This is a genomic window from Pseudomonas sp. DR208 (assembly GCF_019823005.1).
In the GTDB taxonomy this organism is placed as follows: domain Bacteria; phylum Pseudomonadota; class Gammaproteobacteria; order Pseudomonadales; family Pseudomonadaceae; genus Aquipseudomonas; species Aquipseudomonas extremorientalis.
Map to the genome: position 1 here is coordinate 3,508,750 of NZ_CP081944.1, position 24,392 is coordinate 3,533,141.

Consider the following 24,392-nt stretch of genomic DNA (forward strand, 5'->3'; position numbering starts at 1 on the left):
CGCACGTGGTTAAACAGCGTGAAGTTTAATTAATCGAGTTTCATCCGCCCGCCCGCTGCAGGCCGTGCCGACTGTGCTTAGAATCAACCTCGGCAACTACGCCGGACACAATAAAAAACCGTAACAGCTCACCTAGAAACCTCTGCCCAAACAACGTTATGCGCCATCCAGTCAGTGCGGTGTTTCTGCGCGCGCCTTCATTATTCCGGGGAAGTCACAACATGATTAAACAGTCGAGCCTGTTGGCACTGGCGGTGTGTGCCGGTATCAGCCAGATGGCCTTTGCCGAGTCGGTCACCGACCAGGCGGATGCCAAGGGATTTGTCGAGGGCAGCAGCGTCACCGGCCTGTTGCGCAACTACTACATGAACCGCAACCGTGAAGGCGGCCGGGCCGATAATATCGACTGGACCCAGGGCGCGATGCTCAACTACGCCTCGGGTTTTACCCAGGGCACCCTCGGTTTCGGCGTCGACGCCTATGCCTACGGCGGACTGAAACTCGACGCCACCCACGCGGACGCCGGCACCGGCAACCTGCCCACCGACCGCCATGGCGATCCCGAAGACGCCTACGGCTCAGTCGGTGCGGCGGTAAAGATCAAAGTCTCCAAGACCCAACTCAAATTTGGTGACATGCAACCCACCGCCCCGGTCTTCGCCACCGGCGGCACGCGCCTGTTGCCCCAGACCGCCACCGGGTTTGACCTGACCAGCAGCGAAATCGCCGGCCTGGACCTGGAGGCCGGGCATTTCACCAGCACCAACAGTGGCATGACCAGCAACCATGACCACGATATCTACGCCACCTACGCCAACATCGCCGCCAACAGCGCCAGCTTCGTCGGCGGCAAATACACCTTCAGCCCGTCCCTGAGCGCGACCCTGTATGCCGGCGAGCTGGAAGATATCTGGCGCCAGTACTACACCAATCTCAATTACGTGATCCCGTTGGCGCATGACCAGTCCCTGGCGCTGGACGGCAACCTGTACCGCACCCTCGACACCGGCAGTGCCAAGGCGGGGGCGATCAACAACACCACCTACTCGGTGGCGGCGGCGTATTCGTTCCTGCAAGCGCACACCCTCACGCTGTCGTTCCAGAAGGTGCATGGTGACACGCCGTTCGACTACATCGGCACCGGCAACAACGGCGCAGGCGAAGGCGGCGATTCGGTGTACCTGGCGAACTCGGTGCAATGGAACGACTTCAACGGCCCGGGCGAGCAGTCCTGGGGGATCCGCTATGACCTGAACATGGCCAGTTATGGCGTGCCGGGATTGAGCTTCATGGGCCGCTACATCAACGGCTCGGATATCGATGGCACCCATACGCCGGCCCATAGCGCTTATGTCGGCGACTACGGTGCAGATGGCGCGCACCACGAGACCGATCTGGAAGCCAAGTACGTGATCCAGAGCGGTCAGGCGAAGAATCTGTCGTTGCGCGTGCGTGATGCGATCGTGGCGTCGAATGCCGACCAGCGCGATGGAGACCTGAACGAGCTGCGGCTGATCGTCGACTATCCGTTTACCCTGCTCTAAACCCGCCCCTGGAGGAGCGAGCTGGCTCGCTCCTCCCGCTGGAAAGCGTTAGCCCACCCAGCCGACCGCAGTCTTGGGAATGACTTCCGACTCATCCAGTTTCGACGCAAACATGCTCACCGCCTGCACCGCATCGCTGGTGCTGGTGCGAATCTGCAGGATCACCGACCCCGCCTGGTCGGCCAGGTTGACGCCGCGCTGTGCGCCTTCCTGGGTCGCGTTCATGCTGGTGACCGCGTCGCGGGTTTCCGAGAGGATCATGCCGATCATCTCGGCGATTTCCGCCGTGGAGCGGCTGGTGCGTCCGGCCAGTTGCCGGACCTCATCGGCCACCACCGCAAAGCCACGCCCCTGGTCCCCGGCGCGCGCCGCCTCGATGGCTGCGTTGAGCGCCAACAGGTTGGTCTGGTCGGCGATACCGCGAATGGTGTTGACGATGGCGGTGATCTGTTCGGAACGGTCGCCCAGTTGCCCCACCAGCCGCGCAGACGCGCCGATATTCTCGGCGATACGGCGCATTTCCGTGGCGGTCTCCTGGATCACCTGGGTGCCGTGCTCGGCAAAACGCTCGGTCTCGGAGGAAATATGGTAGGCCCGGGAGGCGCCACGGGAGTCTTCCTCGAACTTCTCTACGCGCTCGGTGATGTCGCTGGCAAACTTGGCGATCTTGATCAGTTTGCCGTCGCCGTCGTACACCGGGTTGTAGCTGGCCTCCAGCCACACCACACGCCCATGCTTGCCAAGGCGCTTGAATTGCCCGGTAAAGAACTCACCGTTATTCAAGCGGCGCCAGAAGTCGGTGTACTCATGGCTGGTAACCAGCGCGGGCTCGCAAAACAACCGGTGGTGCTTGCCTTTGATTTCCGCCAGGGAGTAGCCCATGACATTGAGGAAATTCGCGTTGGCGTCCAGCACCTGGCCACTCAAATCGAACTCGATAACGGCCATCGCACGGTCCACGGCCGTCAATTTGCTGCGGGTGGCCGCGTCCTGCTCCACTTGGGCGGTGACGTCCAGTGCGTACTTGACCACCTTCAACACCTGGCCACGCTCATCCAGCACCGGGTTGTAGCTGGCTTCCAGCCAGATGGTCCGGCCGTTGGCATCCACGCGCTTGAACGTACCGGAGACAAACTTGCCGGCTTTCAAATCACTCCAGAACTGGCTGTAGGCCGGGCTGCTGGTCAGCGCCGGCAGGCAAAAATCGCGATGGGACTTGCCGGCCAGTTGATTGGCGCTGTAGCCCAGGGCCTTGAGGAAGTTGTCGTTGGCCCGCAACACGTTGCCGTTGAGGTCGAATTCGACCACGGCCATGGAGCGTTCCAGTGCGCTGATCAGTCCTTTGTACTCGGTGGCCTCGGCCGTCCTGGCCGCCAGTTCTGTTTTGAGTGTTGTGTTGAACATGACGTACCCTCAGCCGTGCGAAAAAACCCGTGTCTTGATAGGGCTATCGGCTGTGGAATACGCGACTTTACCGGCCTTGAGTGGATTATTTTCTGGCGTCAAATACTTGCGCAATCAGGGTTTTGCGCCTAGCAAAGCGAGGCGCTCGCGCATGCCGGCACTGGCCGCCGGACCGGCCTGCAACACGCACTGGTCAAAAGCCACCAACTTCCCATCCGCACGGGCGAGCGTCGGCTGCACCGGCCTGCCTGTTTTACGCTCCACCAACTCGACACTGGCGCCCTCCTCGGCGTAATGCCGGTTGCCCCAGGCAACCAGTGATATCAGCACCATGCCGAAATCCTCACCCTTGGCCGTCGGCACATATTCATAGCGCGGCGGTCGTTCGCTGTAGGCACGGCGCTCCAGCATGCCCGCCTCCACCAGCGCGTTCAGGCGGCGCGTGAGCATATTCGGCGCAATGCCCAGGCTGCGCGAGAACTCATCGAAGCGGCGCAGGCCGTGCAACGCATCGCGCATGATCAAAATGCTCCACCACTCCCCTACCCGCTCAAGGCTGCGGGCGATGGGGCATTCGTCGCTGATGAGGGACTTGCGTTGCATGGGGATTCCTGTGGGTCAGTGCCAATGTGCGTGATGCCATGTTACTTTCATGATGATAGTGACGTCCATAAGGTCTGTTCCTTCACCGCAACTGGAGTCGATTGATCATGAGTAAACGCATCGTTGTAACAGGTATGGGCGCACTGACGCCGTTGGGCGCTGACGTGGAATCTACCTGGCGACGCCTGTTGGCCGGGCAATCGGGTATTCGTCGCCTGCCGCAAGCGTTGATCGGTGATTTGGCCGTCAGCATCGGTGGCCAGGTGCAGACCGTACTCGAGGACCCTGAAGCCGGATTTGATCCCGACCGCCTGCTGGCAGCCAAGGAACAGCGCAAGATGGACCGCTTCATCCTGTTCGCCCTGGCGGCAGCAGACGAAGCCTTGAAGCAGGCCGGCTGGGCGCCGAACACGCCTGAAGCGCAGGAGCGCACCGCGACCATCATCGCCTCGGGTGTCGGCGGCTTCCCGGCGATTGCCGACGCGGTACGCACCACCGACAGCAAAGGCCCACGGCGGTTGTCGCCGTTCACCATTCCGTCGTTCCTGAGCAACATGGCCGCCGGACACGTGTCGATCAACTACGGCTTGAAAGGCCCGCTGGGTGCGCCGGTGACGGCCTGTGCAGCGGGTGTACAGGCCATCGGCGATGCGGCGCGCATGATTCGCGCAGGTGAAGTGGATGTGGCGGTATGCGGCGGTGCCGAAGCGGCGATCCATCGGGTCAGCCTTGCCGGGTTCGCGGCGGCGCGGGCGCTGTCCAGTGACTTCAATGACAGCCCGGAGCAGGCTTCGCGGCCTTTCGACCAGGCGCGGGACGGTTTTGTCATGGGCGAAGGCGCCGGCATCCTGGTCATCGAGGAACTGGAGCACGCCCTTGCCCGAGGTGCGCAGCCGATTGCCGAACTGGTCGGCTACGGCACCAGTGCCGATGCCTATCACATGACCGCCGGCCCGGAAGACGGCGACGGTGCACGCCGGGCGATGCTGCAAGCCCTGCGCCAGGCCGGGATCGACGCGGACCAGGTGCAGTACCTGAATGCCCACGCCACCTCGACGCCGGTGGGTGACAAAGGCGAATTGGCCGCGATCAGGACGGTATTCGGTGCGAACGGCAGCCCTGCGATCAGCTCGACCAAATCCGCCACCGGCCATCTGCTGGGGGCTGCGGGCGGTATCGAGGCCATCTTCACCGTGCTTGCCCTGCGCGACCAGATCGCCCCGGTCACCCTCAACCTGCAACACCCCGACGCCCTCGCCGAGGGCCTCGACCTGTTGCGCGGTGCTGCCCGGCCGATGCCGATTGACTATGCACTGTCCAACGGCTTCGGGTTTGGCGGCGTGAATGCCAGCGTGCTGTTCCGCCGCTGGGCGTAGTTTGCCCCTGCCGTCATTTTCGGGGACCATGGCGCCTTTCTGAACCTGCCAACGAGAGGCGCCCATGGCCAACCACGACCTGCACTACACCCCGGACCCCGATGCCGATTCGATTTCCTCCGACGTGATCGGCTTCAACGGCATCCTGGTGTCCACCCAGATCCCGACCCGTGCCGATGGCAGCCTGGAACTGGGCGACATCACCCTGCAAAGCGAATGCACCCTGCAAGCCCTGAAAGTTGCCCTGGAAAAGGCCGGCAGCTCCATGGACCGGGTGATGCACCTGACCATTTATCTGACAGACATGGCCGATCGCGCCGCCTTCAACGAAGTCTACAAACGCTTCTTCGCCAAGCCCTGGCCCGTGCGCGCAGCGGTTGGCGTGGCCGCGCTGGCGGTAGACGGCATGCGCGTGGAAGTCACGGCGATGGCCGCTCAAGCCTGAGTGCGTGCCGGTCAGGCATTTCACAGCTACAATGCGCGCCTCAACCGTGACAAGCCTGACTAAAAAAACTATGTCCTTGCCCAAGCATCACCTGGAATTGCTCAGCCCTGCCCGCGATGTCGCCATCGCGCGCGAGGCCATCCTGCATGGCGCCGACGCCGTGTACATCGGCGGCCCGAGCTTCGGCGCACGCCATAACGCCTGTAACGACGTGAGCGACATCGCGCAGCTGGTGGAATTCGCCCGCCGTTACCATGCCCGCGTGTTCACCACGATCAACACCATCCTGCACGACAACGAACTGGAACCCGCACGCAAGCTGATCCATCAGCTCTACGATGCCGGCGTCGATGCGTTGATCGTGCAAGACCTGGGCGTGATGGAGCTGGATATTCCGCCCATCGAGCTGCACGCCAGCACCCAGACCGATATCCGTACCCTGGGCCGCGCCAAGTTCCTCGACCAGGCCGGTTTTTCGCAGTTGGTATTGGCCCGTGAGCTGAACCTGCAAGAGATCCGCGCCATTGCCGACGAAACCGATGCCGCCATCGAGTTCTTCATCCACGGCGCGCTGTGCGTGGCGTTCTCCGGGCAGTGCAACATCTCCCACGCGCAGAATGGCCGCAGCGCCAACCGTGGCGATTGCTCCCAGGCTTGCCGCCTGCCGTATACGCTCAAAGACGATCAAGGCCGCGTCGTGGCCTTTGAGAAACACCTGCTGTCGATGAAAGACAACAACCAGAGCGCCAACATCCGTGCGCTGGTCGAAGCCGGCGTGCGTTCGTTCAAGATCGAAGGCCGCTACAAGGACATGGGCTATGTGAAGAACATCACCGCCTATTACCGCCAGCGCCTGGATGACGTGCTTGAAGACCGCCCGGACCTGGCCCGCGCCTCCAGCGGCCGTACCGCGCACTTCTTCCTGCCTGACCCGGAAAAGACCTTCCACCGGGGCAGCACCGACTATTTCGTCAATGACCGCAAGGTCGATATCGGCGCCTTCGACACGCCGACGTTCACCGGCCTGCCGGTGGGTGTGGTGGAAAAAGCCGGTAAGCGCGACCTGCAAGTGGTCACCCACGAGCCATTGTCGAATGGCGATGGCCTGAACGTGCTGATCAAGCGCGAAGTGGTGGGTTTCCGTGCCAACATCGCCGAGCCTAAAGGCGAGTTCGAGGAAGACGGCGAGAAGCGCTACCGCTACCGCGTGGAGCCGAACGAGATGCCGGCCGGCCTGCATCAATTGCGCCCGAACCACCCGCTGAACCGCAACCTGGACCACAACTGGCAACAGGCGCTGCTCAAGACCTCATCCGAGCGTCGTATAGGCCTGACCTGGGCCGCTCGCTTGCGCGAAGCGCAGCTGGAAGTCACCGCCACCAGCGAGGAAGGCATCAGCGCCAGCGTCACCCTGCCCGGCCCGTTCGGCGTGGCCAACAAGCCGGAACAGGCGCTGGACACCCTGCGCGACCTGCTGGGCCAACTGGGCACCACCGAATACCACGCGACCGACATCCAACTGGATGCGCCGCAGGCGTTCTTCATCCCCAACTCACAGCTCAAGGCCCTGCGCCGTGAAGTGATCGAGGCGCTGACCGCCGCACGCGTGGCTGCGCACCCACGGGGTGGCCGCAAGGCGGAAACAACGCCACCGCCGGTGTACCCGGACGCGCACCTGTCGTTCCTCGCCAACGTCTACAACCAGAAAGCCCGCGACTTCTACCACCGCCACGGGGTGAAGCTGATCGACGCCGCCTTCGAAGCCCACGAAGAAACCGGCGAAGTACCGGTGATGATCACCAAGCACTGCCTGCGTTTCTCGTTCAACCTGTGCCCTAAACAGGCCAAGGGAGTCACGGGCGTGAAGACCAAGGTAGCGCCGATGCAATTGATCCATGGCGATGAAGTGCTGACCCTGAAGTTCGACTGCAAACCCTGCGAGATGCACGTGGTGGGCAAGATCAAGGGGCATATCCTGGGCTTGCCACAACCGGGCAGCGCGGTAGAGCACTTCAACCCGGAAAACATTATTTTCCAGGGCACGCACTGACCCTTTGCACGCGGGGCCACCACCAGCCCCGCTGCAACCCGGCAGCCGCCAGTAGAATTGCCGCCACCCCGAACCATTGCAGCCAGCCCAGACGATGCCCGAAGGCGAACCAATCGACGAAGATCGCCGCAATCGGGTAGATAAACGACAGCGCACCGGTCAGGGCTGTCGGCAGTTTCTGGATCGCGCCATACAACAACACATACATCACGCCGGTGTGCACCACGCCGAGTGTCACCAGTGCGCCCCACGCGCTGGTTGTGGCCGGCAAGCTATTCCATGGCACCAGCGGCGCCAGTAACAACGCGCCGGTGGCTACCTGGATCAACGCCATCAAATGTGGCGGCACTGCCTTCAGACGTTTGATGATCAGCGCGGCAATCGCGTACAGCAACGCCGCGCCGAGTGCCAATGCGATGCCAGTCAGGTAATCGTCGCCGGTTGGTTGATCGCCATGGGCGGTGACAATCGCCAACATGCCCAGGAACGCCACGCTCAGCCAGGCGAGTTTCTGCACGGTGATCTTTTCACCTAGAAACACGGCCGCCAGCATCACCAGCATGAACGGCTGCACGTTATACACCGCCGTGCTGATGGCAATCGACGCGCGGGAATAGGATTCGAACAGCAGTAACCAGTTGCCGACAATCGCCACGCCACTGAGCATCGCCAGGCCGAGCCTGGTCCAACTGAGCAGGTCCAGGCGCAAATACCCCAGCAGTGCGCACACCACCAACAACGTCAGCCCGCCGATCACACAGCGCCAGAACACCACTTCGATCACCGATACGCCGGAGACCAGGACAAACCAGCCAATGGTGCCCGAGATCAGCATGGCGGCAACCATTTCCCACGACCCGCGACGGATGGATGTATCCATGATTGAAGCTCCTCAAGTGAGGCCCAATTATGGCAATCTGATCGAGACCGGCTCCAGCGACTAAAAAAGGCAAAAGCCTTGAGTTGCCTTTACTTATTAGGTGGACACCATGATTGACACCATTGACCAGCAACTGATCGCTGCTTTAATGGACGACTCGCGTCTGTCCCTCAAGGCCTTGGCCGGGATTACCGGGCTGTCTTCGCCGAGCGTCGGCGAACGCCTGCGGCGTCTCGAAGAGCGCGGCGTGCTGACCCACTACACCGTCGACATCGACCCCAGGCACTTCGGCTACCTGCTGCAGGCCATCGTGCGCATCCGCCCCTTGCCCGGCAAATTGCATGAGGTGGAGCGGCAGATCCAGGCGATCCCCGAGTTTACCGAGTGTGACAAGGTGACTGGGGAGGATTGCTTCATCGCACGCCTGCATGTGCGCACCATGGATCACCTGGACAGCCTGCTTGACCGGCTCAACGCCTACGCGGAAACCAACACGGCCATTGTCAAGAAAACCCCGGTGAAACGGCGTCTGCCGCCCTTGGGCGACTAGCGGCAGCAGCTTGTTGTGGGGCCCGATGTGGTGAGCGGGCTTGCCACAACAGGCCAGTTCACCAAAACAGCCCCCCCCAGACAAGCCCGCTCACTACAGAAGGCTACTCGTGAAGGGCCTTGGCCGCGCTCAGCAAACCTTGAAACTTGCGATATCGCGCCTCCAATACGGGCTGCGGCATAAGGTCTGGCCTGTACCGGGCCTTGACCGGCATCCCCGCCGCGAGCAATTGCGCGCCTTGCCCTATCGCCACAAACCCCAGCTTCGCCGCACCGATACACGCGCTCAATTCGCTGCCGTGCAGGGTGAAGATGTCCCGTTGCAGGATGTTGGCCAGCAACCGCGCCCAGTACTCACTGCGCGCACCACCACCCACCAACGCGCAGGCGCCCACGTCGGCCCCCGCTGATTGCACCGCGCGCAACGCATCCAGCAACCCGAACCCCACGCCTTCCATCACCGCATAACCGAGCATCGCCGGCGTGCAGTCATGGCCCAGGCCCATGAAGCCACCGCGCAGCAGCGGGTCGTTATGCGGGGTGCGTTCACCGGCCAGGTACGGTAGGAACAACGGCGTGTCGAGCGGCACTGGCTGCTCGATCGGCAGTTGTGCCTGCACCTGGTCCAGCAAGGTTTGTTCATCCGTCGTTCCCGTGAGGCGTGTGACCCAGCGCAGGCAACTGGCGCCGGCCAGCATGGCGCCCATGGTGTACCAGCGATCAGGCAGCGCATGGCAGAAGCTGTGCACGGCACTTGCGGGATCACCGGCCGCGTGATCGGTAATCGCGACAATGGCAGCGCTGGTACCGAGGGTGATGAAGCCATCGCCGGCATTGATCGCCCCGATCCCCACGGCCGCTACCGGGTTGTCACCCCCGCCACCGGCAATCACCACCGAGGCAGACAAGCCCAGCCCCTGCGCCGTCAACACAGCACTTGCGGCGCCGCCCTCGACCAGTCTTGGCATCTGCTCCGGCGACAGGCCCGTCGCCCGCAGCATTGGCGCGAACCACTCACGCCGCGCCACTTCCAGCCACAACGTCCCCGCTGCATCGGACATCTCGCTGATGCGCTCGCCACTCAGACGCAAGCGCAGGTAATCCTTGGGCGACAGCACACAATCAATGGCCTTGAACACCTCGGGCTCATGGCGTTGCAGCCACAGCAGCTTCGGCGCCGTCAGCCCGGCCATGGGCAGGCTGCCGGTGATGTCGGCAAACGCCGGGCCCAACTCATCGGCCTCGGCGACGGCGCGGGAGTCGTCCCACAAGATCGCCGGATACAACACACGGTTGTCCTTGCCCAGCAACACCGCGCCGTGCATCTGCCCGGACAGGCCGATACAGGCCACGCGCGAAAACGCTTCATGTACACGCAACTGTGCCAGCGCCTGCAAACACGCCTGCCACCAGTCTTCCGGCGCCTGCTCGGACCAGCCGCTATGGCGCCGCGACACACTCAAGCGCACGCCGGCATGGGCCAGCACCGTACCGTCGAGGTCCATGAGGATGGCCTTGAGTTCCGAGGTGCCGAGGTCGATGCCGAGGGAAACGGGACTGCTCATAAGGGGGTCATTCCAATCCATTACAGCCACATGAATTACGCCATTGCAGGGTCGGCGCCAGGCGCACGCTGTGAGTGGGGGCGTCGGGCGACGCCATGCGCTGCAACAACAGGTTCACTGCCTGCGTGCCCAGTGCCTGGACCGGCTGCGCGATCAGGGTCAGGCGCGGCACGAAGAAATCCGCCCAATCGAAATCATCAAAACCCACCAGGGCCATCTGCGCCGGTACGTCGATCTGCGCATCACGCAGGGCCTGCATGGCGCCAAGGGTCATCAGGTTATTGCCGGCCATGATCGCCGTGGGTGGCTCCGCCAGGCCCAGCAACTGCACCGTCGCCTGACGCGCTGGCTCGGTGTTGGAGCCGCCATTGACCAACAAGTGCGGATCGAACGCCAGCCCCGCCCCTTGCAGTGCCGCACGGTACCCGGCAACCCGCTCATCGGTGGTGCTGAACCCCTCACGCCCGGCGATAAAGCCGATGCGCCGGTGCCCGTGTTTGATCAAGTGGGTAACCAAGGCCTGGGTAGACTGCGTGTTCTCCACCCCGACCTGGTCGAATTGCTCGCTCATCATGCGGTCCACCAATACCGCCGGGATTTCGTTGGCCCGCAGATACTCCAGGGCCTTGGAGCCATTCGAGGGCGCCAGCACAATGCCGTCCACCCGCCGATGGTGCAATGCCGTGACGACCCGCAGCTCGTGTTCCGGGTCGTCGTGGGTATCGACAAACAGCATCATGTAGCCGTGCCTGGCGCACTCGGTTTCAATCGCGTGCACGGTTTCGCTGAAATAATGGTTGGACAGCGCGGAGATCGCCACGCCAATCGTGCTGGTGCTCGACCGCGCCAGCGAACGCGCCAGGGTGTTGGGGATGTAACCCAGCGCCTGGATCGCTTGCTGCACCGCGTGCACCGTTGCCGGACTGACCTTGCGGGTGCCGTTCAACACATGGGACACCGTCGACGTCGACACCCCCGCCCTGCTTGCCACGTCATCCATGGTGACCACGACGCCGTTCCTCTCAATGGATCAATGTTTGCTCGACCAACCGCTGTACGTAGCGACGTTGTCACGGGTGATCAGTTTTGGCGTGAGCAGGGTAACCGCTTCGGCCGGGGCTTTGTCATTGAGAATATCGTTGCCCACGTTGACGGCGGTCTGCGCCATGGCCCAAGGGTCCTGGCTGGCCGACGCCTGAATCTGTGTGTCGGTTTTCAGCGCGTTCTCGATATCCGGCGCACCGTCCACCGAGGTAATAATGATGCCGCTGCGCTTGAGCTGTTTGGCCGCCAGGTCGCTGCCGATGGCTTGCGGGTCGTTGATCGCGAACAGACCGTCGATTTTCGGGAAGCGCGTGAGATAACCCTGCATCACGTTCAGGCCGCCTTCGCGGGAGCCTTTGCCGTCCTGGTCATCGGACAGCACCTTTATCTGCGGCGCGGCGGCCAGTGCGGCCTTGCAACCCTTGACGCGATCGGTCACAGCGGTGACCTGCGGACCGTTCTGGATGATCACATTGCCCTTGCCGGAGAGCTTGTCCACCAGGTACTGGCAGGCCAGCTTGCCGGCTTCGACGTTGTCGGTCTGCACCGTGGCGTTCACCCCTTTCGCGTCCACATCCACGGCCACCACAACGATGCCGGCATCGCGGGCTTTCTTGATCGCCGAGGCCATGGCGGACGGGTCGACGGCGTTGATCAGGATCAGGTCGACCTTGGACGAGATGAAGTTGTCGATCTGCGAAAACTGCTTGCTCAGGTCATAGTCGGCCGACACCGAGGTGACCTTGACGTTGGGGTTCAGCTCCTTGGCCCGGGCGGTTGCGCCATCGGCCAGGGTCACGAAATACGGGTTGCCCAGCGAGCCCATGCTGATGCCGAGGGCCTTCAACTCGCGGGCTTCGACGGCTTGGGACATCAGGGCAGCCAAGGCAATGACCGGAAAGATACGTTTGAGGTTCATAGGGGTCTCTCTTGTGATTGTTGTTGGAGTGAGTTCAGGTCCGTGCGCCGGACTGGCGATAACGATCCAGCGCCACCGCGCCGATGATCACGATGCCCTTGATGATGTACTGCCAGATGTCCGAGACGCCCAGCAGCACCAGGCCGTTGGTGAGTACCGCGATGATCAGCGCGCCGATCAGCGTGCCGCCGATGGTGCCGACACCGCCGGTAAAGCTGGTGCCGCCGAGGATCACCGCGGCAATCGCATCCAGCTCGTAGGATTGCCCCAGTTGCAGGCCATTGGCAGCGAACAGGCGCGACGCGCTCATCACCGCGCCCAGCCCGGCCAACGCGCCGGACATGGCGTAGACGAACAGCAGCACCTTCCACACCTTGATCCCCGACAGCCGCGCCGCTTCCGGGTTGCCGCCCACCGAGTAGATCTGTACGCCCATCACGGTGCGGCGCAGGATGAACCACGACAACGCCACCACTGCCACGGCGATTACCACCAGCCATGGCACCCCGAGGATCGAGTCGTTGCCGATAAAGGCAAACGGCAGGTCCGGGTTGAACACGGTCTTGTCGTCCGCCAATAGCCGGGCCAGGCCGCGCATGGCCGTGAGTGCACCGAGGGTGACGATAAACGGCGGCAGGCGCATAAAGGCGATCAAGCCGCCATTGACCAGGCCCAGCAACAACCCGAAGCCGATACCGGCGGCAATCCCGAACATGCCGAATTGCGGCGACATCGACGCCTGCAACGCCACCACCGCCGATGCGGCGAGGATCGCGCCCACCGACAGGTCGATGCCCGCCGTGAGGATCACAAAGGTCATGCCCGCCGCCAGCACCACGTTCACCGACGCCTGCTGGGTGATGATCGACAGGTTCTGTACCGTCAGGAAGTTCTCGCTGGCCAGGGCAAAGCCCACCAGCAGCAGGATCAGCACCGGCAACATGCCGACCGTGCGCATCAGCTCGCGGGCGCGCTCTGCCTTACCGGTTGTTGCGATATTCAATTCAGCCATGGGCCACCACCTGATCGCCACCGGTGGCGAGGTCAATAATACGTTCCTGGGAAATAGCGTCGTCGGAGGCGCCGCCGACTTCTGCGACCAACCGGCCTTCGCGCATGATCAGCACGCGATCGCAGGTGCCGATGATTTCCGGCAGCTCGCTGGAGATCACCACGATGCCGACGCCGGCCTGGGCCAATTGGTTGATGATGCGGTAGATCTCGGACTTGGAGCCGATGTCGACGCCACGGGTGGGCTCATCGAGGATCAGCACGTGCGGCTTGACCTCCAGCAGCCGGGCCAGCAGCACCTTCTGTTGGTTGCCACCGGACAACGCACCGACGTTGACCTTGCCCGACGCCACCCGAATCGACAGCGACTTGATCGCCTCGGTGGCGCGCTGCGCGGCATGGGCGCGATCGAGCACCCCGCCGGCGTGGGCATCCGGCACGCAGGCGCAGACATTGATGTTGTCCGCCACGCTCATGTCCAGGAACAGGCCCTGGGCCTTGCGGTCTTCGGTGAGGTAAACGACGCCGGCGCGGATCGCATCCGCCGGGGTGCGCAACTGGGTGACGGTCTTGCCGACCACTTCCAGGGTGCCCGAGGTGCGTGGGTCGGCGCCGAAGATCAGGCGCGCCAGTTCGGTGCGCCCTGCCCCGACCAGCCCGGCGATGCCCAGCACTTCACCGGCGTGCAGGTCGAAACTGCACTGACGCACGCGCTTGCCATCGGCCATGTCGCGCACGCGCATCACCACGTTGCCGGGGTTATAGGCGGCGTGCTCCTTCTTGTAGAACCCTGACAAGTCGCGACCCACCATCATCTTCACCAGCACTTCGGCCGACAGCGCCTCGCGGGTCAGTTCGCCGATGTACTGGCCGTCGCGCAGCACCGACACGCGGTCCGACAGCTCGTAGATCTCCGCCATGCGGTGGCTGATATAGATGATCGCCAGGCCCTGGTTGCGCAGCTGTTTGATCAGCGCGAACAGGCGGTCGGTCTCCCGGGATGACAGCGGCGTAGTCGGTTCGTCCATCACCAGGATCTTGGCGTGGGCGTGCAAGGCGCGGGCGATTTCTACCAATTGGCGCTCGGCAATCGACAGGCTGCTGACCTGCGTGGCTGGAGTGAACTCCGCGCCCAGGCGTTGCAACACTTCGAAGCACCCCGCCTGCATGCCCTTGCGGTCGATGGTCCAGCCGCGTCGCAGTTCACGGCCCAGGTAGATGTTCTCGGCCACGCTCAGGTTGGGGCAAAGGCTCAGTTCCTGGTAGATCACGGCGATGCCGAGGGCTTTGGCGGTGGCGGGGTCGAATGTGGGGATGGACTGGCCGGCGATGCGGATTTCACCGCCGGGGTCGGCTTGGTAGGCGCCGGAAAGGATCTTCATCAGCGTCGATTTGCCGGCGCCGTTCTCCCCCATCAAGGCGTGGATTTCGCCGGGGTAGACCTTCAGGCCGACATTCTTGAGCACGCGCAAACCGTTGAAGGTTTTGCTGATGCCCTGCATCTCGAGCAAGGGTTCAAGGCTCATGGATGAGCTCCTGGTTTTATTATTTTTGTCGTCAGTGGGCCGACTCTAATGTAGAAACATTTCCTTACGCAAGCGCTTGCGTCGATCATTTATCGACAGGTGAATCGTTTCATCCGTCATTAATCCGAAAAGTACCCAATTTCACCCAAGGGTATCCATTTGAAGTGAAACAGCCCGTAGCCCGCCATCAAAACGCCACAATCTCTGCTATTGTCCAAGGACCTCATCTCCTCCTCGTCGCCCCCCAGCGATCTTCTGCGAGCATGCTCTGCGCCATCGCCGCTTGACGATGGCGGGCCTGAACGTCACGGAACGCCAAAGCGATGGACACACCGTTACCCGAACAACCGCAATCGCGGGCTGAAAAGATCGTCGAGTTCAAGCGGCAGAAAACCCTGCTCAAGACCGGCGCCCTGCAAGACGCAATCTTCAACAGCGCGTACTTTTCCAGCATCGCCACCGACGAGAAAGGCGTGATCCAGATCTTCAACGTCGGCGCCGAACGCATGCTCGGTTATGCCGCCGCCGATGTGGTCAACCGCATCACGCCGGCCGATATTTCCGACCCGATCGAGCTGATCACCCGCGCCGCCGCCCTCAGCCTGGAACTGGATACGCCGATCACGCCGGGCTTCGAAGCGCTGGTGTTCAAGGCCTCGCGGGGTATCGAAGACATCTACGAGCTGACCTACATCCGCAAGGACGGCAGTCGTCTGTCGGCCATGGTCTCGGTCACCGCCCTGCGCAACCGGCATGACACCATCATCGGCTACTTGCTGATCGGCACCGACAACACCGCGCGCAAGCAGGAAGAAGCCGAGCGCAAAGGCTTCGAGCGGGCGCTGGAAGAAAAGAACCTGGAGCTGGAACACGCCAGCCACATGAAGTCCGAATTCCTCGCCACCATGTCCCATGAGCTGCGCACGCCACTGAACGCGGTCATCGGCTTTTCCGAGGCGCTCAAGGATGGCCTGGTCGGCGACATGAGCGAGACCCAGCGCGAATACATCGGCGACATTTTCACCAGCGGCCAGCACTTGTTGTCGTTGATCAACGACATTCTCGACCTGTCCAAGGTCGAGGCCGGGATGATGGAGCTGGAACTGGAAAACGCAGAACTGGCGGGGCTGTTGGCCAACAGCCTGCTGATCGTGCGGGAAAAGGCGGCGCTGCAACGCATCCAGTTGAAGCTGGAGTGTCCCGAAGACCTCGGCCTTTTACAGCTGGACCTGCGCAAGACCAAACAGATCGTCTACAACCTGCTGGCCAACGCCGTAAAGTTCAGCGCACACGGCAGCTCAGTGACCTTGACAGTGCGCCAGGTGCCCCGCGCACAGGTCGGGCACATTCCCGGCGACTGGCCGGTGTACCGCTTTGCCTTGCCCGACGGCGCTCATCAGCCGTTCCTCGAACTCAGCGTCAGCGACACTGGCATCGGGATCGCCGAGGCGGACATGGACAAGTTGTTCAAGGCGTTCAGCCAGATCGACAGCAGCCTGGCACGCAAATTCGAAGGCACTGGCCTGGGGCTGGCGATGGTCAAGCGGTTGACCGACCTGCATGGCGGCAGCGTCGCCGTGGCCAGCCGTGAAGGCTGCGGGGCGCGGTTCGTCGCCTGGCTGCCGCTGCACCGCGCCCCGGAGGCTGCATGCCCCACATCCTGATTGTTGAAGACAACGAAGCCAACATGCGCCTGGCGCGCCTGTTACTCGTCAATGCCGGTCACACTGTGCTGTGGGCCGCGGATGCCGAAACCGGCCTGACCCTGGCCCGCGAACAGCAACCGGCGCTGATCCTGATGGACATCCAGTTGCCCGGCATGGACGGTCTGGCCGCCACCGCCTTGCTCAAGCGCGACCCGCTCACCGCTCACATCCCGGTGATCGCCCTGACGGCAATGGCGATGAAAGAAGACCGCGAAAAGACCCGGCTCGCCGGGTGCGATGCCTACATCATCAAGCCACTGCGTTACAAAGAGCTGTACCAGGTGATCGACACCTTGCTGCAACAGCACATCCGCCCTCTCACATGAGTCCTCTCCATGGCCAGCCAACCCGCAACGTTGTTAATCGTTGATGATGAACCCCAGGTGCGCAAGCTTCTGGAAACCTTGCTGCAACATGAGGGCTACCAGACCCTGAGCGCGAGCAGCGGCGAAGAAGCCTTGCAGTTGGTGGCCCGGCAGCCGCCGGACCTGATCCTGCTGGACATCATGATGCCGGGCATGGACGGCTATGAAGTCGCCAGCCAATTGAAGGGCGATGAAACCACGGCGGGTATTCCGATCATCATGCTGTCGGCCCTCAGTGAACCGAGCGCCCGTGTCAGCGGGCTTGAAACCGGCGCCGAGGAATTCATCAGCAAGCCGGTGGAACGTGTCGAGCTATGGTTGCGGGTGCGCAACCTGCTGCGGCTCAAGGAACGCGGCGACCTGGCCAGCCACTCCCGTGAGCTGACGCAACGCCAGATCGGCATGAGCGTGCATGACCTGGCGCACCAGTCCCTGGAAAACGACTTGCGCCAAGCGGTAGCGCGTAATGACTTCACAGTGCATTACCAACCCAAGGTCGAGGTGCCGAGCGGTCGCATCTGCGCCCTCGAAGCGCTGCTGCGTTGGGAAAGGCCGGAATACGGCGCGGTGTCGCCAGCGGTATTTATACCGATCCTGGAAAGCCTGGGCTTGATCGTCCCCGTGGGGCGCTGGGTGATCGAGCAGGTCTGCCAGCAGATCGCAGAATGGCAACGCGGCGCGATTGGCCCGGTGGAGGTGTCGGTGAACGTCTCCGGCCATCAATTGATCGAAGGCGACCTGATCGCCGATATCGCACGCACCCTGGCCCGCACCGGGGTCGAGCCCCATTGGCTGGAAGTGGAACTGACCGAAGGTTCGTTGATGGAAAACACCCAGCACACCATCGCCAGCCTGCAGCGGCTGCACGCCATGGGGGTGAAGATTTCCATCGACGACTTCGGCACCGGCTATTCGAGCCTGGCGTACCTGCGGCGGTTTCCCATCGACACGCTGAAGATCGACATCGCGTTCATCCGCGAGGTAACCAGTAACCCGCAGGACGCGGCGATCACCCGTACCATCATCGAACTGGCCCACAGCCTCAGCCTGCGGGTAGTAGCCGAAGGCGTGGAAACCCAGGCGCAACTGGCGTTCTTGAAGGAGGCCGGCTGTGATCAGATCCAGGGTTATCTGTTCAGCCGGCCGCTGCCGGTGGAGACCCTGGAGCGGCTGTTGCTGGAGCGCTTAGAGAGTCCGTGAGATTTCCTCACGCAGGCACTCGATCAACCCCCGGTGGGTCGCACTCAAGCGCTGCGCACCGCTGACCAATGCCAGTTCCGAGGGCAGCACCGGCGGCAGTTCGCTACAGATCCTATGACTGGGCAGAACCGCGCTGTTCGGCAAGATGCTGACGCCCAGGCCAGATGTCACCGCCGCCTGGATGCCCGTCAGGCTATGGCTGCCAAACGCCACGCGCCAACTGCGCCGGGCCTTGTCCAGGGTGCGGATGGCGCGCTGGCGGTAGATGCAGCCTTGGGGGAACAACGCCAGGGGCAAGGTTTCGGCGTGCACATCCTGGTCGTGGCCGCACACCCACACCAACGGCTCCGGCCAACTGGCATGGCATTCGCCGCTGCCGGCTTCGCGCTTGACCAGAGCGATGTCGATTTCGCCACTGTCCAGTTGCCGGCGCAGGTCGCTGCTCATGCCGCTGACCGTTTCCAGGCGCGCTTCCGGCCGGGCGCGGACGAACCCCGAGAGCATCGAGGCCATGCGCGTGGCGTCGAAGTCCTCGGGCACGCCCAGGCGCACTGGCACCACACTGGCCTCGGTGTTCAAGGCTTCGCGCGCTTCGCGGGACAGGTTCAGCAAGCGTCGGGCGTACTGGGTCAGCAGTTCGCCATGCTCGGTCGCGCTGACCTGCTGGCCCGAACGGTCGCGCACCAACAGCACCTGCCCCACGCTGTCTTCGAGCTTGCGAATCTGTTGGCTGACGGTGGATTGAGTGCGGTGCACGCGCTCGGCGGCGCGAGTGAAGCTGCCTTCGTCCACCACGCAGACCAAAGTGTGCAGCAGTTCAAGATCCAACATGGCAGCGACCTTCTTATCGACAATTCAACTGTGATGTAGAGGTTAATTTAATTTCCAACTGACTACCAGGTTTCCTATGCTCAAGCGCTCCCCCCTTTTGGCTGAAGGTGCCCCATGTCACTCGAACACTCCCCTCGCCCGCTGTGGCTGACCTTTGACTGCTACGGCACGCTGATCCAGTGGGACGAGGGCCTGCGCGCCGCCGTCGAGCGGATACTCGATGAAAAGGGTGAGCATCAGGTCGACCGCGAGACCCTGATCAGCGTCTACGACCACCATGAACACGCCCTGGAACAAATCCCGCCGCACCGCAGCTTTCGCACCCTGGCGGGCCTGGGTTTGCAACTGGCGCTGAAAGAGCTGGGCCTGCCGGCCACTGACCGCGATGGCGCGACCCTGACCGACAGCATCAGCGCCATGCCGCCGTTTCCGGAGGTGGTGGCAACGCTCAAGCAGTTGAAGGACTTGGGCTACAAACTGTGCATCGTCTCCAATACCGACGACGACGTGATCGCCGGCAACGTGGCACAACTTGGCGGCACTATCGACCGCGTGATTACCGCCCAACAGGCCGGCGCCTACAAGCCCGACCGTCGACTGTTCGACTATGCCCACCAGCAACTGGGCGTGAGCCTCGACCAGGTGGTGCATATCTGTGCCAGCCCGCATCTGGACCACGCCGCGGCGCGGGACATCGGCTTCCGGTGTGTGTGGATCGACCGTGGCACCGGCCGACAATTGCTCGCCGATTACACCCCCGACGCGACCCTGTCGACCCTCGACGGTGTGCCCGACCTATTCAACTCCCTGGGGTGGTAAACCATGGCCCACATCTTTACGCCCTCCTCTCTTGGCCCGCGCGCCGGGCGCTTGAACCTCGACACGGTGACCGCCATCGAGGCCCGCGTGGAACTCGCCGCCTGCCTGCAACTGGCGGCGCTGCATGGGATGGAGGAAGGCATCTGCAATCACTTTTCAGCCACGGTGCCAGGGCATGACGGGTTGTTTTTCGTCAACCCGTTCGGCTATGCCTTCGAGGAAGTCACCGCGTCCGATCTGCTGGTGTGTGATTTCGCCGGCAATGTGCTCGACGGCCACGGCACGCCGGAAGCCACGGCGTTCTACATCCACGCCCGGTTACATCAACAGCAGCCGCGCATCAAGGCGGCGTTTCATACCCATATGCCCAACGCTACCGCGCTATGCCTGCTGCAAGGGCCGCCGTTGTTATGGCTGGGGCAGACGGCGTTGAAGTTCTACGGGCGCACGGCGGTGGATGAGGACTACAACGGCCTGGCCCTGGATAACCGTGAGGGGCAGCGTATCGCCGCTGCGTTGGGCGATGCGGACATTCTGTTCCTGAAGAACCATGGTGTGATGGTGGCTGCGCCGACTATCGCTGAAGCCTGGGATGACGTGTACTACCTGGAGCGTGCGGCGCAGGTGCAGCTGAAGGCGATGGCCAGCGGGCGGCCGCTCAAGCCGATTGACCCGGCGGTGGCGCAGTTGGCGTATGAACAGATGCGCGCGGGCGATCCGGCGAGTGCACGGGCGCATCTGGACAGTGCGATGCGGCGGTTGAAGCGATTAGGCTCACACTTCGACCAATGACACATTTCGAGCGGTATCGACCGAACTTGGTGACCGCCGAACCCTGGTCCACCAGGCGCTCGCGGTGGCCAGTGACCATGCGGCCGGCAGACTGCTTGTCGATACCGGCGATTCTGAGGGTCGCAACGCGCATGAATACATCCTGTGGCTTGCAATAATGCTTGGAAAAACAATTACTCTAAGTCATCCACGGTTGAATCGAGCTCAACGCCGCATGCAGCCAAACTCCTGAATAAGAGACTTGAACATGGCTGCTTTCAACCGCTCCGAACTGGCCGATCTCAACGTGTTCATGGCCATCATCCGCCGCCGCAGCTTTCGCCATGCTGCCCACGAATTGGGTGTGACCACCTCGGCCCTGAGCCACACCATGCGCAACCTCGAAACCCGCCTGGGGGTCAAACTGCTGTACCGCACCAGCCGTGCCGTCGAACCCACCGATGCCGGCTCGCTGCTGGCAGAAAAACTCAACCAGGGCTTCGCCACCATCAAGGACGGCCTCGACACCCTGGAGTTGTACCGCGAAGCGCCGATTGGCCGGCTGCGCTTGAACGTGCCGCGGGATGCGGCGGTATTGCTGCTGGCGCCGATCCTCGGGGAGTTCTGCGCCGCCTACCCGCAACTGCGCGTGGACCTGATCGTGCAGGACCAGATGATCGACATCATCGCCGAGGGCTATGACGCCGGTATCCGCTACGGCGCCACCGTGCCCCAGGACATGGTCGCCGTGCCCTTGACCGGTGAGTTGCGCTGGATCGTGGTCGCGTCGCCCGCCTACCTGGCCCGCCGGGGCACGCCGCAGGTGCCCAAGGACCTGCTGCAACACGCCTGCATCCGCATGTACCTGGGCGACAACACCACCTATAAGTGGGAACTGGGCAACGGCGCTCGCCAGCAACGCATCGACGTGCCCGGCCACTTCAGCGCGGCCGACACCGAGACCATTGTCAACGCGGCGCTGCAAGGGGTGGGCATCGCCTACTGCCTGTCCAACCGCGTGGAGCAGGAGCTCAAGGACGGCCGCCTGGTGGAGGTCATGCCCGACTGGGCCTGCATGGGCGAGCCGTTGTGCATGTATTACCCCAGCCGGCGCCAGCCGCAGCCGGGTTTGCGTCAGCTGATCGACATGATCCGCGTGAAAACCATTGGCTCGCAGTTGATCCAATCACATTGAACCCGTCACCGGCCGCGGTCCTCCAACCTGAACAGACCACGGCCTCGGTGCACGCTCGATGACTTTTATTCTATGGATGGCCGTACTGGGCGCTGTCTTGCTCACCCTTGCCCTCACCTCTTCCTACCTGCGCTGGATGCCGGTCACCACCTCGGCGGTGTGCCTGTTGCTGGGGGTAGGCATCGGCCCGCTGGGCGTCGACCTGTTGCACCTGGACATCAAAAACTCTGCGCGCTGGATGGAGCACCTCACTGAAGTCGCGGTGCTGTTTTCGCTGTTCGTCAGCGGCTTGAAGCTGCGTCTGCCACTCAAGCACCGGACCTGGCGCATCGCGTTCGGCATGGCCGGGCCGGTGATGCTGTTGACCATCCTCGGCATCTGCCTGGCGCTGCATTACCTGTTTGCATTGTCGTGGGGTGTGTCACTGCTGGTCGGGGCGATTCTGGCCCCGACTGACCCGGTGCTGGCAGGCCTGGTGCAGGTCAATAACGCCCAGGACTATGACGCGCTGCGCTTCGGGCTGTCCGGCGAAGCGGGCCTGAACGACGGCACGGCCTTCCCGTTTGTGATTTTCGCCCTGCTGTTCATGCAGCACGGCGGGTTCGACGGTGACTGGCTGGGCGGTTGGGTGCTGAAGAATCTGCTCTGGGCGGTGCCGGCCGGGTTGTTGATCGGCTACTGGATGGGCCGTGGCATAGGCCGCGTGACTCTTTGGTTGCGCATCAGCAACAGTGACAGCACGCTCTCGCCCAATGACTACCTGACGCTCGCACTGATCGCACTGGCCTATGTGGTCGCCGAGGCGGTGGGCGGCTATGGCTTCCTGTCAGTGTTCGCGGCGGGGCTTGGCTTGCGCCAGGCGGAGTTCCGCTCGACCGGGAACTCGCAGACCCCGTCGGAGCATTTGGCGCTGCCGGTGGTGGGTCACCTGGAGGTAGAGCCAGAACACGCATTGCAAGGTGATGTCAGCGAACTGAAAGACACCCAGATTGCCGCCGGCGTGATGATGGGCGACATGCTCTCGTTCGGCAGCCTGGTGGAGCGTTCGATGGAGGTGTTCCTGGTGACGGTGCTGGGCATCGTGCTGGTCAGCCACTGGGATTGGCGCGCACTGGCGGTAGCGGCACTGCTGTTCTGCGTGATCCGCCCGCTGGGCGTGCTGGCAATGCCTTGGGGCCGCCTGATTGATCTGCGGCAGCGCGGGCTGATGGGGTGGTTCGGTATTCGCGGGATCGGCAGTATTTACTACCTGTTCTACGCGCTCAACCACGGCTTGATTGGCACCAGCAGCGCGGTGGCGGTAAACCTGACCTTGTCAGTCATTGCCCTGAGCATCGTCGTTCATGGCCTGAGTACCCAGCCGATGCTGGTGTGGTATGAACGACGAGCCAAGGCGGACGCTCAGTCCTGACGCTCTGTATTGCCTACGTCTGCCGCGTCATCCAGGTCGTTGAGCGGCACTTCTGCATCATCCATCAAGGAACCGGGGTCTTCATTGCCCGGGTCGTTGAGTTCGTCGTCGAGTTCTTTGGACATGACCGTCTCCTCTAACCGCCCTGGGTATCGATATCGGCATCGGTTTCAGGCTTGGGCTCGCGCTGGGGCTTGAAGTCTGGACTGTAGTCGTTTTCCCTGGCTTTGGGGTCTTTGGCCGGGACCGGATCTTTCGGCGCGTCGGCAGCGGTACCGGGAGCCGGTTCGCCGCCGTCGATGGCCGGGTCGTTGCGGTTATCGAGTTGCGGGTCTTTGCTTGTGCTCATGGGTCACCTCGTTACAGGCCGCAGGAAAATCAGCAGGGCCTACAGGTAAGGCGCTGCGCCACCCGGCGAAGTTCCGTCCGATTGCTCAGCGGATCGGGTTGTCGACCTGGATATAGAACGCGTATATCCCCAGCACCAGCCAGAACACCATGAACAGCCAGGGCGCACGCATGGAGAACAGCAGCGACTTGCGATAGCCCTTGTGGGACGACTCCATTTCGGAAAACAGCGGCGACTCATCATAGGCCATGCCCATCACCGGCTCGCTGCGCAGCAGTTCGCTCTGCTTGTAGTGCCAGTGATCGATGATTTCGTACGCCGCCCGAATGCCTGGCCAGGCATTCAGGGAGCTGAGAATGCCCAGCGAAACCAGGAACACCGGCACCACCAGGGTAAACAGCTTGCCCCACTCCGGGTTGAGGTTGCCCATGCCGGAAACAAAGGCGATCACCAGGAACGATTGCGCCGTGAGATAAGCGTCGGTGCGGTTGGCCAGGATGGTGGTTTCGTACTGGATCTCGCGCCGGTAGAAGTCCAAACGGTCCTTGGGCGAACCGAAGATCTTGGCGTTGTGTTCGCTGTGGTCGGTCAGGGCCGCTTCCGGTGTATGGGGAGAGATGATTCTGGGCATGACGGTGCTCCCTGCGGGTTCAAGTCCTGTTAGAAGAATCAGCGGCGAGTGAAGTTCAAGTTTGTTCATGCACCAAGTCGGGGGCGTCTGCCAGGCACTGCCCCCTTCTGGTGAACGGGCGTGTTGTCGTGAGCGGGCTTGCTCGCCACAACACGCCCCTCAGTACAAGCAATTCAGGGTTTCGGCACAGGCATTGCT

24 protein-coding genes are annotated in these 24,392 nt (G+C 62.6%); 12 read left to right on the forward strand and 12 right to left on the reverse strand.

Annotated features, from left to right (window positions below):
• Nucleotides 1–221 precede the first annotated feature (221 nt).
• Nucleotides 222–1,544: an OprD family porin gene (locus K5K89_RS16135; protein ID WP_222539776.1), complete on the forward strand. Its 1,323-nt coding sequence runs from the start codon at nucleotides 222–224 to the stop codon at nucleotides 1,542–1,544.
• A gap of 48 nt (nucleotides 1,545–1,592) precedes the next feature.
• Here the strand turns inward: K5K89_RS16135 and K5K89_RS28805 are convergent, their stop codons facing one another.
• Both K5K89_RS28805 and K5K89_RS16145 read right to left on the reverse strand, forming a co-directional pair.
• Entirely contained in the window at nucleotides 1,593–2,948 is a 1,356-nt protein-coding gene (locus tag K5K89_RS28805; RefSeq protein WP_071488325.1) for a methyl-accepting chemotaxis protein, read from the reverse strand.
• Nucleotides 2,949–3,062: 114 nt separating this feature from the next.
• Nucleotides 3,063–3,551 (reverse strand): winged helix-turn-helix transcriptional regulator, encoded by a 489-nt coding sequence (locus K5K89_RS16145; RefSeq protein ID WP_222539777.1) that lies wholly within the window; start codon nucleotides 3,549–3,551, stop codon nucleotides 3,063–3,065.
• Between the two features lie 107 nt (nucleotides 3,552–3,658).
• On the opposite strand from K5K89_RS16145, the gene fabF reads away from it, so the two are divergent.
• From fabF to K5K89_RS16160, 3 genes are all read left to right on the forward strand, one after another.
• On the forward strand, nucleotides 3,659–4,927 hold the full coding sequence (gene fabF, locus K5K89_RS16150) for a beta-ketoacyl-ACP synthase II (protein ID WP_071488327.1): 1,269 nt from the start codon (nucleotides 3,659–3,661) through the stop codon (nucleotides 4,925–4,927).
• A 64-nt stretch (nucleotides 4,928–4,991) separates the two neighbouring features.
• A complete protein-coding gene (locus tag K5K89_RS16155; RefSeq protein ID WP_028616142.1) occupies nucleotides 4,992–5,372 on the forward strand; it encodes a RidA family protein in 381 nt (126 codons plus the stop codon).
• A gap of 70 nt (nucleotides 5,373–5,442) precedes the next feature.
• On the forward strand, nucleotides 5,443–7,422 hold the full coding sequence (locus K5K89_RS16160; protein WP_071488328.1) for a peptidase U32 family protein: 1,980 nt from the start codon (nucleotides 5,443–5,445) through the stop codon (nucleotides 7,420–7,422).
• Here K5K89_RS16160 and K5K89_RS16165 read toward each other — a convergent pair.
• On the reverse strand, nucleotides 7,400–8,302 hold the full coding sequence (locus K5K89_RS16165) for a DMT family transporter (RefSeq protein ID WP_222539778.1): 903 nt from the start codon (nucleotides 8,300–8,302) through the stop codon (nucleotides 7,400–7,402). The genes K5K89_RS16160 and K5K89_RS16165 overlap by 23 nt on opposite strands.
• 109 nt (nucleotides 8,303–8,411) lie before the next feature.
• On the opposite strand from K5K89_RS16165, the gene K5K89_RS16170 reads away from it, so the two are divergent.
• Nucleotides 8,412–8,852, forward strand: coding sequence for an Lrp/AsnC family transcriptional regulator (locus tag K5K89_RS16170; protein WP_071488330.1), 441 nt, complete (start codon nucleotides 8,412–8,414; stop codon nucleotides 8,850–8,852).
• 103 nt (nucleotides 8,853–8,955) lie between these two features.
• Here the strand turns inward: K5K89_RS16170 and xylB are convergent, their stop codons facing one another.
• From xylB to K5K89_RS16195, 5 genes are read right to left on the reverse strand one after another with little or no spacing between them, the layout of a single operon-like run.
• A complete protein-coding gene (gene xylB, locus K5K89_RS16175; RefSeq protein WP_222539779.1) occupies nucleotides 8,956–10,416 on the reverse strand; it encodes a xylulokinase in 1,461 nt (486 codons plus the stop codon).
• A 7-nt stretch (nucleotides 10,417–10,423) separates the two neighbouring features.
• Entirely contained in the window at nucleotides 10,424–11,425 is a 1,002-nt protein-coding gene (locus K5K89_RS16180; RefSeq protein ID WP_071488333.1) for a LacI family DNA-binding transcriptional regulator, read from the reverse strand.
• Nucleotides 11,426–11,446: 21 nt separating this feature from the next.
• The gene (locus tag K5K89_RS16185; protein ID WP_071488334.1) at nucleotides 11,447–12,379 is read right to left on the reverse strand and encodes an ABC transporter substrate-binding protein; all 933 of its coding nucleotides are present in this window, start codon (nucleotides 12,377–12,379) and stop codon (nucleotides 11,447–11,449) included.
• Between the two features lie 34 nt (nucleotides 12,380–12,413).
• Nucleotides 12,414–13,391, reverse strand: a complete 978-nt coding sequence (locus K5K89_RS16190) for an ABC transporter permease subunit (protein ID WP_025854715.1) — start codon at nucleotides 13,389–13,391, stop codon at nucleotides 12,414–12,416.
• On the reverse strand, nucleotides 13,384–14,916 hold the full coding sequence (locus K5K89_RS16195) for a sugar ABC transporter ATP-binding protein (RefSeq protein WP_222539780.1): 1,533 nt from the start codon (nucleotides 14,914–14,916) through the stop codon (nucleotides 13,384–13,386). Before K5K89_RS16195 ends, K5K89_RS16190 begins: the two co-directional genes overlap by 8 nt.
• 323 nt (nucleotides 14,917–15,239) lie before the next feature.
• Between K5K89_RS16195 and K5K89_RS16200 the strand changes: the two genes are divergently transcribed.
• Genes K5K89_RS16200 through K5K89_RS16210 form a run of 3 tightly spaced genes read left to right on the forward strand, consistent with a single transcriptional unit; the run spans nucleotide 15,240 to nucleotide 18,187 of the window.
• Nucleotides 15,240–16,580 (forward strand): sensor histidine kinase, encoded by a 1,341-nt coding sequence (locus tag K5K89_RS16200; RefSeq protein ID WP_071488336.1) that lies wholly within the window; start codon nucleotides 15,240–15,242, stop codon nucleotides 16,578–16,580.
• On the forward strand, nucleotides 16,565–16,948 hold the full coding sequence (locus K5K89_RS16205; RefSeq protein WP_071488337.1) for a response regulator: 384 nt from the start codon (nucleotides 16,565–16,567) through the stop codon (nucleotides 16,946–16,948). Before K5K89_RS16200 ends, K5K89_RS16205 begins: the two co-directional genes overlap by 16 nt.
• A 9-nt stretch (nucleotides 16,949–16,957) precedes the next feature.
• Nucleotides 16,958–18,187 (forward strand): EAL domain-containing response regulator, encoded by a 1,230-nt coding sequence (locus K5K89_RS16210; RefSeq protein WP_071488338.1) that lies wholly within the window; start codon nucleotides 16,958–16,960, stop codon nucleotides 18,185–18,187.
• On the opposite strand, the gene K5K89_RS16215 is transcribed toward K5K89_RS16210, so the two are convergent.
• Nucleotides 18,173–19,018, reverse strand: coding sequence for a LysR family transcriptional regulator (locus K5K89_RS16215; protein WP_222539781.1), 846 nt, complete (start codon nucleotides 19,016–19,018; stop codon nucleotides 18,173–18,175). The genes K5K89_RS16210 and K5K89_RS16215 overlap by 15 nt on opposite strands.
• A 114-nt stretch (nucleotides 19,019–19,132) precedes the next feature.
• On the opposite strand from K5K89_RS16215, the gene K5K89_RS16220 reads away from it, so the two are divergent.
• The 4 genes from K5K89_RS16220 to K5K89_RS16235 all read left to right on the forward strand — a co-directional run bounded on the left by K5K89_RS16220 (nucleotide 19,133) and on the right by K5K89_RS16235 (nucleotide 23,214).
• A complete protein-coding gene (locus K5K89_RS16220) occupies nucleotides 19,133–19,837 on the forward strand; it encodes a haloacid dehalogenase type II (protein ID WP_071488340.1) in 705 nt (234 codons plus the stop codon).
• A 3-nt stretch (nucleotides 19,838–19,840) separates the two neighbouring features.
• Complete coding sequence (locus K5K89_RS16225) at nucleotides 19,841–20,629, forward strand: aldolase (RefSeq protein ID WP_222539782.1); 789 nt, start codon at nucleotides 19,841–19,843, stop codon at nucleotides 20,627–20,629.
• Nucleotides 20,630–20,876: 247 nt separating this feature from the next.
• Nucleotides 20,877–21,803: a LysR family transcriptional regulator gene (locus K5K89_RS16230; protein ID WP_071488342.1), complete on the forward strand. Its 927-nt coding sequence runs from the start codon at nucleotides 20,877–20,879 to the stop codon at nucleotides 21,801–21,803.
• Nucleotides 21,804–21,861: 58 nt separating this feature from the next.
• Complete coding sequence (locus K5K89_RS16235) at nucleotides 21,862–23,214, forward strand: cation:proton antiporter (protein ID WP_222539783.1); 1,353 nt, start codon at nucleotides 21,862–21,864, stop codon at nucleotides 23,212–23,214.
• Here the strand turns inward: K5K89_RS16235 and K5K89_RS28680 are convergent.
• The 3 genes from K5K89_RS28680 to K5K89_RS16245 all read right to left on the reverse strand — a co-directional run bounded on the left by K5K89_RS28680 (nucleotide 23,205) and on the right by K5K89_RS16245 (nucleotide 24,194).
• Nucleotides 23,205–23,339: a hypothetical protein gene (locus tag K5K89_RS28680; RefSeq protein ID WP_010210499.1), complete on the reverse strand. Its 135-nt coding sequence runs from the start codon at nucleotides 23,337–23,339 to the stop codon at nucleotides 23,205–23,207. The genes K5K89_RS16235 and K5K89_RS28680 overlap by 10 nt on opposite strands.
• 11 nt (nucleotides 23,340–23,350) lie before the next feature.
• Nucleotides 23,351–23,563, reverse strand: coding sequence for a hypothetical protein (locus tag K5K89_RS16240; protein WP_222539784.1), 213 nt, complete (start codon nucleotides 23,561–23,563; stop codon nucleotides 23,351–23,353).
• An 85-nt stretch (nucleotides 23,564–23,648) separates the two neighbouring features.
• The gene (locus K5K89_RS16245) at nucleotides 23,649–24,194 is read right to left on the reverse strand and encodes a hypothetical protein (RefSeq protein ID WP_071488345.1); all 546 of its coding nucleotides are present in this window, start codon (nucleotides 24,192–24,194) and stop codon (nucleotides 23,649–23,651) included.
• Nucleotides 24,195–24,392 lie beyond the last annotated feature (198 nt).